The sequence below is a fragment of the Polynucleobacter sp. MWH-UH19D genome (assembly GCF_040409795.1).
Taxonomy (GTDB): Bacteria; Pseudomonadota; Gammaproteobacteria; order Burkholderiales; family Burkholderiaceae; genus Polynucleobacter.
In genome coordinates this window covers 473,571-488,910 of the sequence record NZ_CP099571.1, presented here as the reverse complement: position 1 = coordinate 488,910, position 15,340 = coordinate 473,571, and the positions used below count along the sequence as shown (strand labels likewise).

At 44.9% G+C, this 15,340-nt stretch carries 13 protein-coding genes; 4 read left to right on the top strand and 9 right to left on the bottom strand.

Annotated features, from left to right (window positions below; translation table 11 throughout):
- Positions 1 to 33: 33 nt before the first annotated feature.
- Positions 34 to 2,046, top strand: coding sequence for a TRAP transporter fused permease subunit (locus tag NHB34_RS02430; RefSeq protein WP_353428002.1), 2,013 nt, complete (start codon positions 34 to 36; stop codon positions 2,044 to 2,046).
- 94 nt (positions 2,047 to 2,140) lie between these two features.
- Here NHB34_RS02430 and NHB34_RS02425 read toward each other — a convergent pair whose 3' ends face one another.
- Positions 2,141 to 3,277 (bottom strand): mandelate racemase/muconate lactonizing enzyme family protein, encoded by a 1,137-nt coding sequence (locus tag NHB34_RS02425; RefSeq protein WP_353428001.1) that lies wholly within the window; start codon positions 3,275 to 3,277, stop codon positions 2,141 to 2,143.
- Positions 3,278 to 3,405: 128 nt separating this feature from the next.
- Between NHB34_RS02425 and NHB34_RS02420 the strand changes: the two genes are divergently transcribed.
- Complete coding sequence (locus NHB34_RS02420) at positions 3,406 to 4,830, top strand: M23 family metallopeptidase (protein ID WP_353428000.1); 1,425 nt, start codon at positions 3,406 to 3,408, stop codon at positions 4,828 to 4,830.
- Positions 4,831 to 4,913: 83 nt separating this feature from the next.
- On the opposite strand, the gene NHB34_RS02415 is transcribed toward NHB34_RS02420, so the two are convergent.
- Positions 4,914 to 5,354 carry a universal stress protein gene (locus tag NHB34_RS02415; protein ID WP_353427999.1) on the bottom strand — a complete coding sequence of 147 codons (441 nt, stop codon included), beginning with the start codon at positions 5,352 to 5,354 and terminating at the stop codon, positions 4,914 to 4,916.
- A gap of 86 nt (positions 5,355 to 5,440) precedes the next feature.
- Between NHB34_RS02415 and NHB34_RS02410 the strand changes: the two genes are divergently transcribed.
- On the top strand, positions 5,441 to 5,842 hold the full coding sequence (locus tag NHB34_RS02410) for a DUF2177 family protein (RefSeq protein WP_353427998.1): 402 nt from the start codon (positions 5,441 to 5,443) through the stop codon (positions 5,840 to 5,842).
- Between the two features lie 4 nt (positions 5,843 to 5,846).
- Positions 5,847 to 7,478, top strand: a complete 1,632-nt coding sequence (locus NHB34_RS02405) for a SulP family inorganic anion transporter (RefSeq protein WP_353427997.1) — start codon at positions 5,847 to 5,849, stop codon at positions 7,476 to 7,478.
- A gap of 66 nt (positions 7,479 to 7,544) precedes the next feature.
- Here NHB34_RS02405 and NHB34_RS02400 read toward each other — a convergent pair whose 3' ends face one another.
- The 7 genes from NHB34_RS02400 to NHB34_RS02370 are packed head-to-tail and all read right to left on the bottom strand — an operon-like array spanning position 7,545 to position 15,301.
- Positions 7,545 to 9,212 carry a carboxylesterase family protein gene (locus NHB34_RS02400; RefSeq protein WP_353427996.1) on the bottom strand — a complete coding sequence of 556 codons (1,668 nt, stop codon included), beginning with the start codon at positions 9,210 to 9,212 and terminating at the stop codon, positions 7,545 to 7,547.
- A 43-nt stretch (positions 9,213 to 9,255) separates the two neighbouring features.
- The gene (gene moaE, locus NHB34_RS02395; RefSeq protein WP_353427995.1) at positions 9,256 to 9,717 is read right to left on the bottom strand and encodes a molybdopterin synthase catalytic subunit MoaE; all 462 of its coding nucleotides are present in this window, start codon (positions 9,715 to 9,717) and stop codon (positions 9,256 to 9,258) included.
- A 1-nt stretch (position 9,718) separates the two neighbouring features.
- Positions 9,719 to 9,976 carry a molybdopterin converting factor subunit 1 gene (moaD, locus tag NHB34_RS02390; RefSeq protein WP_353427994.1) on the bottom strand — a complete coding sequence of 86 codons (258 nt, stop codon included), beginning with the start codon at positions 9,974 to 9,976 and terminating at the stop codon, positions 9,719 to 9,721.
- Between the two features lie 18 nt (positions 9,977 to 9,994).
- Complete coding sequence (glp, locus tag NHB34_RS02385; RefSeq protein ID WP_353428524.1) at positions 9,995 to 11,230, bottom strand: gephyrin-like molybdotransferase Glp; 1,236 nt, start codon at positions 11,228 to 11,230, stop codon at positions 9,995 to 9,997.
- Between the two features lie 48 nt (positions 11,231 to 11,278).
- Positions 11,279 to 12,721 carry a threonine synthase gene (gene thrC, locus NHB34_RS02380; RefSeq protein WP_353427993.1) on the bottom strand — a complete coding sequence of 481 codons (1,443 nt, stop codon included), beginning with the start codon at positions 12,719 to 12,721 and terminating at the stop codon, positions 11,279 to 11,281.
- A gap of 16 nt (positions 12,722 to 12,737) precedes the next feature.
- Positions 12,738 to 14,048 carry a homoserine dehydrogenase gene (locus NHB34_RS02375; protein WP_353427992.1) on the bottom strand — a complete coding sequence of 437 codons (1,311 nt, stop codon included), beginning with the start codon at positions 14,046 to 14,048 and terminating at the stop codon, positions 12,738 to 12,740.
- A complete protein-coding gene (locus NHB34_RS02370) occupies positions 14,045 to 15,301 on the bottom strand; it encodes a pyridoxal phosphate-dependent aminotransferase (RefSeq protein WP_353427990.1) in 1,257 nt (418 codons plus the stop codon). The genes NHB34_RS02375 and NHB34_RS02370 overlap by 4 nt, the downstream gene beginning before the upstream one ends.
- Positions 15,302 to 15,340 lie beyond the last annotated feature (39 nt).

Sequence of the window (15,340 nt, the reverse complement as noted above, 5' to 3'; positions counted from 1 at the left end):
AAGACGCAATTAATATAAATAATAGGTTGAGACATGAATCAAAACGTCATCGATAACGAGACACAAGAAAAACTAGACGCGTTTATCAAGCAAGAGGAAGGTGACTCTAATGACTACAAAGGTTTATTAGCTAAGTTCATCACCTTGGTGGCAGTTGGCATGTCTCTGTTTCACTTATATGCTGCATACTCAATCGTACCCACTCAACAATTGCGGGTCATCCACGTTGCATTAGTTTTATTTCTTGTCTTTTTAAGTTTCCCTATTGCAGCTCGCTTTAAGAATCGCCTAATGCCTTGGGATATTGTCTTTGCACTCGGGTCTATCGCGATTTCGTATTACATACTTAGTGGTGGCGATGATTTTATGGATCGCAATACCGCACCTAACCCAACAGATGTCCTTGTCGGAATTGCTTTAATCCTGCTTATCCTGGAAAGCGTGCGACGCGCAAACGGCATGATCCTAGTAACCGTTACGGTCTTATTTTTGCTGTATGCACTCTTTGGTAATCACTTACCAGCTCCATGGACCCATAAAGGCTATGACCTTGATCGTCTAGTCGGTTACATGTACATGACGCTAGAGGGCATCTATGGAACTGCAGTAGATGTTTCCGCAACGCTGATTATTCTCTTTACTATTTTCGGAGCGTTCCTGCAATTTACTGGCGCTGGAAAGTTTTTTATCGACTTCTCTTTTGCGGCGATGGGCGGCAAGTCCTCGGGAGTTGGCAGAACAATTGTGATGTCTTCATTTTTGCTAGGCGGCCCATCCGGATCAGGTGTTGCCACAACTGTTACTGTAGGCTCTGTTGCTGCACCCATGCTAGAAAAAGTGGGTTACGAAAAAAATGCAGCGGGTGGACTATTAGCTGCTGGCGGACTAGGCGCAATTATCTCGCCGCCAGTATTAGGCGCTGCTGCATTCTTAATTGCGGACTTCCTCAAAATCTCCTACCTAGATGTTCTTTTGATGGCTACTATTCCCACCATCTTGTTCTATCTAGGCTTATTTGTCATGGTAGAGATTGATGTGCGCAAATATGGAATGAAGAGCATTCATTTCGAGTCCGTGCAAACCGCATGGCAACTCACTAAGAAATATTGGTTTCATTTCTTCTCGCTGATTTCTATCGTGGTGTTTATGTTGCTCGGCTTCTCACCAGTCATGGCCGTATTTTGGGCAACCGTTGTCTCGGCACTATCGAGCATGTTGCGAGAAGATACTGCCATCATTCCATGGGCATGGTTTAAAGGCAAAGAACCTATTCTGTCTGGGCTCTACAATTCCAACCTGACTAAGGCACTAGCATCGGGCTCGACAGGTGTTCTAGCCATTGCAGCAACTTGCGCAGGAGCAGGGCTAATTGTTGGTACCGTTACTTTGACGGGCCTTGGTCTGAAATTTAGCTCTATAGTGATTCAATACGCAGGCGGCTCATTACTGCTAACCACTATCTTCACAGCACTGGTTGTTTGGGTGGTAGGTCTTGCTGTTCCTGTAACCGCTTCCTACATCATCTGCGCAGTGATTGCGGCACCCGCCCTCATTAACTTGGGTGTTCCAGCATTTGCAGCGCATATGTTTATCTTTTATTACGCAGTACTATCTGAAGTTTCTCCTCCAACCGCTCTATCACCCTTTGCGGCAGCGGCAATCTGTAAAGGTAATCCTTATAAAACTACCTTACAGACATGGAAATATGTTGCTCCAGCAATCTTGGTTCCATTTATGTTTGTTCTCGATAAGTCTGGAGTAAGTTTGCTCCTCATGGGCTCTACTGATGCGCTAGAAAAAGCCGATTGGTCACAAATTGGATGGGTCTCATTTACCGCAGTAGTGGGCATCATCTGCCTTGCTGGGGGACTTCAAGGATGGTTTATTGAAAAAACCAAAGTGTTTGAGCGCATCATCATGGTTGCATCAGGTGTAGCGCTCGCCTACCCATCTACTGAGGCAGATTTGTTTGGCTTCGTCGGTTTTGGTTTAGTGCTGATCACTCAAATCATTCGCCATTTCAAATTACGCCCTAAAGCTGCATAAATTTACTTTTCAGTTAAACGAAAGCCCGTAATTGTGAAAATTGCGGGCTTTGTCTATTGGTTGATTTGATTACTTTAGTCCAAGCGTTAAAGAGCTATTTGGAAATCTTCTTCCAAGCATCTTTACCGGCATACCTCTTAATCGCCACTTCATCAAACTCAAACCCTAACCCAGGGGTTTTATGCAAAATCAAATCCCCATTCTTAAAAGTTAGCTGCTTATTAATTAAGCGACGGAAATTCAATACCTGATCATCTAAGAAAAACTCAACAAACCGAGCATTTGGAGTTGCCGCTACCAACGGGGCATGCAAATCATGCATCCAATGCGGACAAACCGTGACCCCCTTGGCGTCAGCGTAAGCAGAGATGCGGCGCCATTCTGTAATACCTCCACACACGGCAGCATCAGATTGCAAAATGGCAGCGCCACCTGCATCTATTAGCTCCCGAAAACGCCAACGCCCTGCCTCCATCTCTCCTGTTGCCACATTAATGGTGGTTTGACGAGCTAAGGCAGCATGCAAATCAATAGCATCTGGAGAAAAAGGCTCCTCAATCCAATAAGGGTTATAGGCCTCAAACCGTCTGACATACTCCAGCGCCGTTGGCAGATCTCGCCAAGCATTATTGGCATCTAGTGTCAGCAAAATGTCTTCGCCAATTGCCTTACGAGCAGCTCTTACCCTAGCCTCTTCTTCAACCGGAGAAAGTCTTCCCACTTTCATCTTTACGGCTTTGAAGCCCTGTTTGACATAGGACTCCATTTCTTTTCCAAGCTTTGCAGGAGTTTTTCCATCCAAGTAGTAGCCACCACTAGCATATGCAGGAACGCGATCATCCACTACAGATCCCAAATATTGGTGCAGAGGTAAACCAACTGAACGGGCATTTAAATCCCATAAAGCGGTATCCAAAATAGAAATGCCGCGCATCACTGCACCAGTACGGCCCTGCAAAATGGATTCGTTATACATATCCATCCACAAACCTTCACTGCGATGGCTATTTTGACCAATTAACTTTGGGGCTAGTAGTTGCTCAACTGCGATCTTGGCAATATCACCGCCCGCACTACCAACATAACAAAATCCAATGCCTTGATTGCCATCTTTGTCACGCACTTTAACAAGGCAATAGTGACGCTCAGATACGGTCCGAGTTGAAAATGAGGTCACTTTATCTAGCGGCACCGCTACTGATGCAACCTGAATGGATTCGATGATTGGCATCTAAACTCCTTTATGAAAAAAACATTGTAGCCAGTATTGAAATACTCGGTTTACGGCAAGTTAGGCGAATTTATTGCACCACAACATCATTTCCGGGACAACTTGCAACATTATTAGATAATCATGGTGTGAACAAAAAAGTGTTATCCCCATCTTGGCTTGCGAAGAGATTGCAGTACCCCTTTGTCTGCATGCTGATCGGTCTATATGTAGGCTCTAGCCCTTTGGCACAGACTCAAGCAAACCAAGCACGCAAAAAGTTAAGCGTTCAAAGCACGAAGCAAATTGGCTTCAAAGATAAATCTGCTGGGGCGAGTTCCAAGAGTTCTAGCATGAGCCTTAACCCAGGTCTTTTTCAACGAAAAGACCCCAATGAACTCATTCTTGATAGCGATGCCAATCTAGACTACCGTGTGGTTCAAGGTTGCCTACGGCGTAATTTCAATGAAGACAATCTACCCGCATCGATTGGCATTGATAACCGCCAATTTTCTGAGTTTTTCAAAAGTCAAACAAAACCATTTTTTGAGCGTATGCGTGGAAATTGCATACCGTACGCCGTAGCCTTCACTACTCGTAATCGCTTTGACTCTCTAAGCATCATGAATGGCCCTATTCAGGATAGCAAGACAGAAGTTTGGACTTTTACCCCATCTGCTTTTGGTGGATTTTTGCTACAACAAGATTTACTGAAGAATGAATCTAAGAATCTTTCCGAGATTCAAGTGCCATTGAAAGAAGTTCTTTATGATCAACGAAAATTGGGCGATAAATTACCAGTTGAGCTGGTATGGGAATTGAACTCCATCATTAAACAAATTTACCCTGAAGACAATAATTCCCTTGAAAATACTAATAGCTTAGTGCGGCTAATTATTGATTTTGGTGATCGTGAGAGATGGGCGCAGATCTGGGCCGTGGAAATTATTGACCCAAGTAATAATGAAATTTTTTCAAGTGCATTTTGGGTGAATCGCAATGATATTCCTGGGGCATTTTTTACGGGAAGCGGTGAAGCGCTAGAGCGCTCATTCTGGACAAATCCACTTAGCTATAGGCGTATCTCGCGAGGCGTTGGTATGGTGCGTGCTGGCGGTGTAAAGCGCCCCAAAATCAATACCGCTGTAACTAAACCAGCCCCAACAAAACAACGTTACCGCGCGCACATGGGCATCGACTATGCAGCCCCAGTAGGAACGCCAGTATTTAGTGTTGCTAATGGCAAAGTTGTGCACCTTGGCTTTAGCGGCGCTTTTGGCAACCTCATTGTTTTAGAGCACCCAGGTGGTTATCACACTTATTACGCGCATTTGAGCAACTACAACAATGAGCTTGAATTAGGTAACGAGGTCAGGAGAGGTTTTGAAATTGGGTATGTTGGCTCAACCGGTAGATCAACAGGACCACACCTCCACTTTGAGCTCAGAAAAGATGGCATCTACATTGATCCTTATGGGTCTAAAACGCAACTGGATTTATGGTCTATGCGAGACAATGAGAGCGGCCAACTCACAAGAGAGATTTTGCTTTTAGGCAGTCCAATCACGCGCTAAATAGAACATATTGATGCTGCTGAATAAATAAAGGGGTTCAAATGAACCCCTTTATATTTACCGCCTCAGGATATGGCGTTGACTTAACCCAAAACCAATACTGGCAACTTAGAGTGCACGATCACTTCATGTGTCTCACTGCCCAATAAAATTCCTTTAATACCAGTGCGCTTATGTGAAGCCATCACAATCACATCAGCTTTCGCTTTCTTAGCGCCATCCAAGATGCCTTCAGATAGATTGGAATTTGAAATATGCAAAGTCTTTGCTTTAACGCTAGCACCTAGGGTAGTTGCCGCTTTTTTGAACACGTCTTTTGCATATGCTTCGCAAACTTTTTTGTGCTCATTAGCAGAAATTCCATATCCCATTGTGCTGTCAGAGTAGACCAAGGGCGGAAGGGGATCAGAAACGTAAACTAAAGTTACGGCTGCGCCGTCTGCTTTAGCAAGTTCTGCCACCTTTTTGAGTGACTTTTTACTGATATCTGAACCGTCAACCGGTACCAATAAATGCTTAAACATACCCATCTCCTTTAAATTAGCTACTAATCTACTCTTTCCATCATAATGCTTATTATTGGCCTATAAAAGATCAAAGGGTAAATTAATTGCTCAAATATTTTGGCATCTATGTATCGTTTCTAGTGACCCTGGTAACAGTAGATTTAATCTGGCTTCTAGGGATAGCAAAAAACCTATATCGCGATGAGATGGGTGACTTGATGGCTAGCGAACCCAAACTCATAGCAGCCCTAGCTTTCTATTTAATTTATGCTCTTGGGGTCTGTATTTTTGTAATTGCCCCTGCCCTATCAAAGCAATCATGTTCCGATACCCTGATATATGGTGCCTTATTCGGCTTGTTTTGCTACATGACCTACGACCTCACCAATCTTGCTGTCATTCGAAATTTCCCAACTAAGCTGGCATTCATTGATATCGCTTGGGGGTCTTTTGCGACCGCCCTTTGTTCTGGCATCACATATTGGTTAAGCAATCGATTCTCTTAAAGCCATGCTCATTTTCCATCCAAAAATTCTGGACGCCTTTAAAGGATATAACCGCAGTCTTTTAGCCAAAGATGTTTTATCCGGGATCACTGTTGGCATCGTCGCCCTCCCCTTGGCGATGGCTTTTGCAATTGCCAGCGGACTCAAACCAGAAGCTGGCATCTTCACTGCTATTGTTGCCGGTGGACTGATCTCCCTCTTGGGCGGCAGTCGAGTGCAGATTGGTGGGCCAGCTGGAGCATTCATTGTTATTGTGTACGGCATTGTCGAGCGTTATGGCATTCCAAACTTATTGCTTGCCACCGCAATGTCTGGAGTATTTTTATTCTTGATGGGTCTAATGAGATTAGGCACCTTGGTGCGCTTTATTCCAATTGCCGTCATTATTGGCTTTACCAATGGTATAGCGTGCTTAATTGGCCTTTCTCAAATTAAGGATTTTTTTGGCCTGACGGTTGAGAAAATGCCAGCGCAATTTTTTCCAATGTTGCAAACCCTTTATGCAGCTGCTGATACTGTGAATATTGTTGCACTAGGTATTGCCTGCTTCAGCCTCATGATCATTGTGGCCTGGAAACTCATACAGAAAAAATTAGGTTGGCTGGGACATATTCCGGGAACGGTTGTGGCCATGGTAATCGCTACACTCATCACTGGCTTATTTAATTTGCCAGTCGATACAATTGGTAGTCGTTTTGGTGGGATTCCGTCAAGCCTTCCACACTTCGAGTGGATTTCAATTAGCTGGGGCACGGCACAATATATGGTCACACCCGCCTTGACTCTGGCACTACTTGGCGCAATTGAGTCCTTACTTTGTGCGCGTGTTGCAGACAGCTTAATTCATGATCGCCATGATTCCAACCAAGAACTGATGGCACAAGGCGTAGCGAATTTGGTCAGCCCATTTTTTGGCGGTATGCCAGCCACCGGCACAATCGCCAGAACAGTCACCAATATTGAAAGTGGTGGAACAACGCCCATCGCCGGAATTGTTCATGCCTGCACCTTATTAATTATTATCCTGTTTGCAGCTCCATTGGCAAAAGACATCCCCTTAGCAAGCTTGGCTGCCATTCTGATGTTTGTTGCGTGGAATATGGGCGAGTGGCGAAAATTTGTTGACCTTAAACAGTTCCGCCTGCCTTATCAACTCACTATTCTGAGTGTATTTACCTTAACCGTCATTCTTGATCTCACCATCGCAGTTCAGGTAGGCCTACTCTTTGCTTTTATTACCTTCATCTACCGAATATCTAGCCTCTCTAGATGCGAACAGGCTGACACTCAACAATACCCTGCATTAGAAAACTATCAAGGAAGAATTGATGCTTATCGTATTTATGGCGCGATCTTTTTTGGTGCAGTAAAACTACTTGAGAAAATTGAGCAAAAGCTTCCATCACAAATACTGCTTCTCGATCTTAAGAATGTTATTTATATTGATACCTCCGGAATGGAGGCAATCTCTGAACTAGCGCATTTATGCAAAATTCGGAACATCAAACTGATTATCTGCGGTCTCGATCATCAACCCCATGAAATGGCCCAACGTAGTGGCTATTTGCAAACCCTAGAATTGGATTGCTTATATCCAGATCTCGCCACTGGAATTGCAGCAGTAACGCACTCCTAACAAGCGTAAAAAAGCCACCTGGAGCGGTGGCTTAGTTTGCGAAGCTAGAGACTTTGAGGGGTTTAATTAAAACGCACTCTTTAATCGTTCAAGCGAATAAATCTCTCTTAAATGCAGCATCTGATAATCAACCCGCTCTTTCAGTAAGCCAGTAATTGTCTCGCTGTTTTCTGAAAAACTGCGCATCACATCTGTTTTCAAATTGTAGATAGGCCAATTTGCTTGACCCTCCAAATTTGGATTGCCTGTTTTAGCAAATTGCGCCCAGATAGCAGACATCTTTTCAGACATGGCAATGTCTTGTGGATCATTTTTATCGGTAATGGGATACCAGTATTTAGACCAAATGCCTTTTTTCTTCAACTCCATAGTAGCCTGCTCAATACGTGCGCAACGATTGGCAGAAGACTCTGCAATCTTTGGAGCCTGAGACATTAATGGATAGCTGCCAAACACATAACTAATTTCAAAAGTATGTGGGACGCCTGGATAAGCAGCACGAATGTTCTTGGTTAGGTAATCAAAGTAATAGGCGTACCCAGGAGCAATGCCATTCATGCTATCGGCTAACAACTTGGTGCTACCACGATAGAACATATCGCCCATTGCATCAGAAGAAGCGATGCACTTATCTTGAACATTGCCATATAGCTGAGTCAGAATCTTAGGATCTTCACGCAGCATCTTGGCAAGACCCGCCATAGAAGGTTGACCTGGAACTAAAAAGCTTGAATCCCAAGAATTGGTGCCAATCATGAAAGGCACTATCGCCTGTTGGCCTGCCGCAAACAGAGGAATTGGATCACCTTTGAGAATCTGACCATCAATAAATGGTCCACCAAATTCCCCTTTTTCAAAGTCAGCTGCAGTTAACACCAACTTCTGAGTTGGAAGACTTCTAAGCTCTTTTAAAGATTTTGCGCCTACTCCCTTCATCAGGTTTGCAGAAATCTCAGTTTCAGGCGCCATGCCTAAACGCTTTTCAGTCATGCCCCGAATAGGGCTTTGCTGCGCACTCTCAGCAATCGCTCGATGAAACAAGCCTCTAGCTGCATCAGAAACCATTAACCAAGTAACACTTCTGCCACCAGCAGATTCGCCAAAAATAGTTACATTGTTTGGGTTGCCACCAAAGGCAGCGATATTGCGCTTTACCCACTTCAGCACTGCAATTTGATCCATAGTGCCGTAGTTGCCTACTGGCTCACCCTTTGCTTTGGCTTCAGCAATCAGCTCTTTGCTAGCAAAGAATCCTAATGAACCTAAGCGGTAATCAAAAGTGACGACGATGACACCGTTTTTGACTAAGTTAATGGGCGTAAATTGTGCATCCCTTGCGCCATCAACCAATAAGCCACCGCCATGAATCCATACCATCACCGGCAAATCCTTACCAGGTTTTTGAGGCGTAAATACGTTTAGCTTTAAACAATCTTCATTGCCAGGCAAAGCAAGGCCTGTACTTAAATTCTTTACATATGGCTGCGGGCAAGACTCGCCAAACTGACCGGCATCACGTGTGCCATTCCATGAGGCTGCTGGCTGAGGAGGTCTCCAACGTAGATCGCCTACTGGTGGCGCTGCATAAGGAATGTTTTTGAAGACATTCATGTTGTATTCAGTAGTGCCTTGTAAAGAACCGGTCTCTACAGTTGCTGTGGGTCGCTCTGTACTAGCAAAGCTATTGAATGCCATTGCGCCAAATAGGTATGTGAGTACAAGGATTTTTTTCATTTGCAATTCCTAAAAATAAATTTGTCTTTACAAAGGTAATAAATTATTTTTTCCAACGCGCCATGGCAGCTTCATCTGTGACTCTAGCGTCCACCCAACGACCACCATCGGGCGTTTCTTCTTTCTTCCAAAACGGGGCTGCAGTCTTAAGGTAATCCATGATGAATTCACAAGCAGCAAATGCTTCACCCCTGTGCGCGCTAGTGACTGCAACTAACACAATTTGATCTTCCGGCAATAATGGACCTACACGATGGATGACTAGAGCCTGATAAATATCCCAACGCGATTTAGCCTGAGCAACAATTTCCTCTAAGGCTTTTTCAGTCATGCTCGGATAGTGCTCCAAGGTCATTTCCTTAACTTGACTGCCATCATTTAAATCACGAACGGTACCCAGAAAAGTAACGACTGCTCCAACTCTAGGATCACCTTTTCGAAGTGCCGCAATCTCTGTGCTGACATCAAAGTCGTTTTCTTGAACTCGGATCAATGGCTGAGTCACATCAACCTCCGGTTACTGGCGGGAAAAATGCTATCTCAGCACCATCTATTAGGGCAGTATTGGTATCGACCATAGTTTGGTTCAAAGCGCAGCGCAATGGCCTTCCTTCTGCCAAGGCTTCGGCCCAAACTCCACCACGTGTAATTAAATGTGCACGAAGCTGAGATACCGTTTTAACTACCTCTGGTACCTCAACAGTCTCCTGCGATAAGCCCAAGGCTTCACGCAAAGAAGCAAAAAAGCGTAATTCAAGTTTCATGGACTAATCGTAAACTGATTATTTGAGAAGTGCATCAAAGGGAATGTACTTCACCAAATCACCTTTGTGTATTGCTTGCCCAGGAGGACAATCAACTAATCCATCGCCCCAAGATGCACTAGTAAGCACCCCAGAGCTTTGATTGGGGAATAAATCAAGGCCGCCCTGCTCGTTCATTTTGACGCGCAAGAATTCATTACGGCGATCTGCTTTTAACCAATCAAAGTCGGCGCGCACAAAGTAGGATGGGGTAGCAATTGACTTACGCCCTTGTAATTTGAGAATAAAGGGCCTTACAAACAATAAGAAAGTCACAAAACTGGATACAGGATTGCCAGGCAAACCTATAAACCATGCTTCATCAGTATTTGCGCCATTGGCTTGGTCTGCTTTGTGAACAGCTCCAAATGCCAAAGGCTTGCCAGGTTTAATTGCAATCTGCCAAAGATCCAATCTACCTTCAGCAGTCACCGCAGGCTTAATGTGATCTTCCTCACCTACAGACACTCCACCAGAAGTAATGATGAGGTCATGATCTTTACTCGCACGTCGCAATGCCTCACGAGTTGCATCAAGACGGTCAGGGACAATACCTAAATCACTTGCATCGCAACCTAAAGCACGCAGGCAAGCCAACAAGGTGTCTCGATTGGAGTTATAAATACCGCCTGGTTTTAACGACTCTCCGGGAAGCGCTAATTCATCACCAGTAAAGAATGCAGCAACTTTTACGCGCCGCTTTACATTCAAATGGGTCAAGCCAGCTGAAGCAGCCACTCCCAATTCTTGCGGCCTCAAGAAAATACCTGCGGCCAGCGCTGTTTTTCCAGCAGACAGATCCTCGCCACGACGACGAATCCACTGCCCAAGCGTTGGAGTTATATTCACTTGCACCTGGTCTGCAGACCCCTCTAATATGGCGCAGTCCTCTTGCATTACGACAGCATCTGCACCAGGAGGAACAGGCGCTCCAGTAAAGATACGCGCTGCAGTGCCTGGCTCTAATTGCGTGCCAACTGAACCTGCTGGAATACGCTGCGCAACTCGCAACACCTGACCAGGTGTAGCGGTATCGGTGGCGCGAACCGCGTATCCATCCATTGAAGTGTTATCTAAAGGCGGAACGTCTACTAGAGACTGCACATTTTCAGCGAGCACACGACCCAAGGCGGCTTGCACTGGGGCATTTTCATTTTCATGAACAGGCTTTGCATGTGAGAGCAAATGCTCTAAAGCCTGCTGTGCGGTCAACATCGGTGGCTTATTCATAACAATGCTTATTACTGGCTTATCTCTAGATGTTTAATTGAGATGTGTAGCAATAAAATCTTTCACTTGATTTACATCGGCGTCAATATTGACTACGCGCTGAGGCTTTGATTTGATATCCCGGAATGCAGGAGGACACTCTGCTGGACGACCCAAAGCCTCTTGAATGGTTTCTTCAAACTTAATTGGTAAAGCTGTCTCCAGAACAATCATTGGCACACCAGCCTGTAAATGTTCGCGCGCTACCTTAACGCCATCAGCCGTATGCGTGTCAATCATGATGCCGTATTTATTCTCAATATCCCGAATAGTTTCTAGGCGATTAGCATGGGTACTACGACCAGACTGGAATCCATATTGACCCAACTCTTTGAAGACTACCTCTTTAGAGATATCAAAGCCACCGGACTCATCCACTTGCTTAAACATGCTTGCGGTTGCTTTTCCGTCTTTACCCATAAAGTCAAAAACAAAGCGCTCAAAATTACTAGCCTTTGAAATATCCATAGACGGACTGGATGTATGCAAAGTCTCTGCAGATTTACGAGCACGATAAACGCCAGTGCGGAAGAACTCATCTAAAACATCATTCTCATTGGTGGCTACAACTAAATGCTCAATTGGTAGGCCCATCATGCGTGCGATATGACCGGCGCAGACATTACCAAAGTTGCCCGATGGAACGGTAAACGATACTTTTTCAGAGCTGGATTTAGTTGCTAGCAAGTAGCCTTGGAAGTAGTAGACCACCTGTGCCACTACACGCCCCCAGTTAATCGAGTTCACTGTGCCAATTTGATTCTTTGCTTTAAAGGCGTGATCGTTACTGACCGCCTTAACAATATCCTGACAATCATCAAAGACCCCGGCTACTGCTAAGTTAAAGATATTTGGGTCTTGCAAGGAATACATTTGCGCCGACTGAAATGCACTCATCTTGCCGCGCGGAGAGAGCATAAATACTTTGACGCCTTCTTTGCCGCGCATAGCGTATTCTGCGGCGCTACCGGTATCACCCGAGGTAGCACCCAAAATATTCAGCTGTTGGCCAGCACGTTTAAGGGCGTACTCAAATAAGTTGCCTAATAACTGCATCGCCATATCTTTAAAAGCTAATGTTGGGCCATTAGACAAACTTAATAAGCCGATGCGAGTGCCATACTCTTCGCCTAACCAATGCAATGGTGTGATGTCTTTCGCATAATCTTGTGGGCGACCATTGCAATAGACTTGCTCTGTATAGGTCTTGCGCAACAAAGCACGCAAGTCCGCCTCAGGTATGTCATCGCAATATAGACTCAGGATTTCATAAGCGAGGTCAGCGTATGACAATCCACGCCAAGCATCTAATTGAGCAGGCGTAATTTGCGGATACTGAGTTGGGAGATATAAACCGCCATCTGGCGCCAATCCACCCAGCAGAATTTCTAAAAAAGATTGTTGTGGACTATTGCCACGAGTGGACTGGTAACGCATGTTGATGTTTAATTGCTTAAGACAGATTTTCTAAACGGATCTTCACTACTTCACCAGCAACTGTTTTGAGCTCTTGAATCTCTTTAATTGCGGCGAGCATATTTTTCTCTTTAGTCTCGTGAGTCAATGCCACTAAATCAGTTTGACTTTCACCCTCATCTGCCTCTTTCTGCAAGAGCGCATCGATAGATACACCATGTGATGCCAAAATTCTGGTGATGTCGGCAAGCACACCTGCCTGGTCAGCTACGCGCATACGTAAGTAGTAGCTTGTTGTAATCTCGCCAATCGGCAAGACGGGTGTATTTTGCACAGCATCTGGTTGGAAAGCCAAATATGGCACGCGATGCTCAGCATCTGCGCTAAGCAAACGAGTGATATCCACCAAGTCTGCAATCACTGCAGAGGCAGTTGGCTCAGATCCAGCGCCTTTACCGTAGTAAAGAGTAGTACCCACTGCATCGCCAAATACTTGAACCGCGTTCATTGCGCCCTCTACGTTAGCGATTAAACGTTTTGCAGGGATCAATGTTGGATGCACACGTAACTCAACACCACAAGTTGTTTTTTTAGCGATACCAAGCAACTTGATGCGATAACCCAATTGCTCTGCATAACGAATATCAATTGCCGCTAATTTTGTGATGCCTTCAACATGCGCCTTTTCAAACTGCATCGGGATACCGAATGCAATTGCACTCATGATGGTTGCTTTATGCGCGGCATCAACGCCTTCAATATCAAAAGTTGGATCAGCCTCTGCATAACCCAAGCGTTGGGCTTCTTTCAATACGGTTTCAAAGTCCAAGCCTTTATCACGCATTTCAGAAAGAATGAAATTCGTGGTGCCATTAATAATGCCGGCAATCCACTCAATGCGATTGGCTGTTAAGCCCTCACGCAAAGCCTTGATGATCGGAATGCCGCCAGCAACAGCAGCCTCGAAAGCAACCATTACGCCTTTTTCATGCGCAGCTTTGAAGATCTCGTTGCCATGAACAGCAATCAAGGCCTTATTTGCAGTAACCACATGCTTACCAGCAGCAATTGCCTCCAAAACCAAGTCTTTAGCAATGCCATAACCGCCAATTAACTCGACAACGATATCAATCTCAGGGTTCTTAATCACCGCACGAGCGTCATTTACTACCTGCGCACGATCCTTAACGATTTCTTTGGCGCGATCTACATTGAGATCGGCAATGGTATTAATACGAATGCCACGACCTGCGCGGCGAGTAATTTCATCTTGGTTACGTTCGAGAACAGTGAACACGCCACCACCAACGGTGCCAATACCTAACAGACCTACTTGAATCGGTTTCATGATGCCTTTGCTGCAGTTGTAGAAGCCTTACGGCCATGTTTATTGCGATAACGCTCGAGAAAACGCGCAAGACGTCCAATCGCCTCTTTTAATACATCTTCATGAGGCAAGAACACTACGCGGAAATGATCAGGCTTACCCCAGTTAAATCCAGAACCTTGCACTAACAATACTTTTTCTTCTTTTAAAAGATCAGCAACAAACTGCTGATCATCTTCAATTGGGTAAATCTCAGGATCGAGCTTTGGAAATAAATACAAGGCAGATTTTGGTTTTATGCAAGACACGCCAGGAATATCGGTAATAAGCTTCCAAGCAAGATCGCGCTGCTTAGCTAAACGGCCGCCCTCGCTAACCAGATCATTAATACTCTGATACCCACCTAACGCAGTTTGAATAGCGTACTGACCAGGAACGTTTGCACAGAGCCGCATTGACGCCAACATATTGAGACCTTCAATGTAATCTCGCACCATCTCTTTATCGCCCGAGACCACCATCCAACCAGCACGATAACCGCATGAGCGGTAATTTTTGGAAAGGCCATTAAAGGTGATGATGACTACGTCGGTAGATAAGGAGGCTAAAGAAATATGTTTCTCGCCGTCATACAACATCTTGTCGTAAATCTCATCAGCAAACAAAATCAAACCATGCTCACGAGCAATCTGCGTGAGCTCAAGCAATACTTCCTTTGAATAAATTGCACCCGTTGGATTGTTTGGGTTGATCACCACAATCGCTTTGGTCTTAGGTGTAATTTTTTTACGCAAATCATTTAAATCTGGCGCCCAGTCTTTTGACTCATCACAAAGATAGTGCACAGGGGTGCCACTCGATAAACTGACAGCGGCAGTCCACAAAGGATAGTCTGGTGTTGGCACCAATACTTCATCACCATCATTTAAGAGTGCATTCATCGACAACACGATGAGTTCAGAAACGCCATTGCCGGTGTAGACATCATCGAGCGCTACACCTTGAATACCTTTTTCTTGGCAATACTGCATGATGGCTTTACGTGCAGCAAAAATACCCTTGGAATCGGAATATGCGGAGGCATTACTCAAATTGCGGATCATGTCCAACTGAATCTCTTCAGGAGGATCAAAACCGAAAACCCCTACGTTTCCAATGTTTAATTTGATGATTTTGTGACCCTCTTCCTCCATGCGCTGAGCAAGCTCGAGCACAGGCCCACGAATGTCATAACAGACGTTATCGAGTTTTTGGGACTTTAGGATGGGTTTCACAATAAATTACAGGGTAAGTTCTTGAAATCTCGGAAAAAA

Bases quoted from the DNA above. Each gene is read 5' to 3' on its own strand.
- NHB34_RS02400 (WP_353427996.1), bottom strand. From the start codon at position 9,212: ATGAAAAAAATCCTTGTACTCACATACCTATTTGGCGCAATGGCATTC.
- thrC (WP_353427993.1), bottom strand. From the start codon at position 12,721: ATGCGTTACCAGTCCACTCGTGGCAATAGTCCACAACAATCTTTTTTA.
- NHB34_RS02425 (WP_353428001.1), bottom strand. From the start codon at position 3,277: ATGCCAATCATCGAATCCATTCAGGTTGCATCAGTAGCGGTGCCGCTA.
- glp (WP_353428524.1), bottom strand. From the start codon at position 11,230: ATGTTGACCGCACAGCAGGCTTTAGAGCATTTGCTCTCACATGCAAAG.
- NHB34_RS02405 (WP_353427997.1), top strand. From the start codon at position 5,847: ATGCTCATTTTCCATCCAAAAATTCTGGACGCCTTTAAAGGATATAAC.
- moaD (WP_353427994.1), bottom strand. From the start codon at position 9,976: ATGAAACTTGAATTACGCTTTTTTGCTTCTTTGCGTGAAGCCTTGGGC.
- NHB34_RS02415 (WP_353427999.1), bottom strand. From the start codon at position 5,354: ATGTTTAAGCATTTATTGGTACCGGTTGACGGTTCAGATATCAGTAAA.
- NHB34_RS02430 (WP_353428002.1), top strand. From the start codon at position 34: ATGAATCAAAACGTCATCGATAACGAGACACAAGAAAAACTAGACGCG.
- NHB34_RS02375 (WP_353427992.1), bottom strand. From the start codon at position 14,048: ATGAAACCGATTCAAGTAGGTCTGTTAGGTATTGGCACCGTTGGTGGT.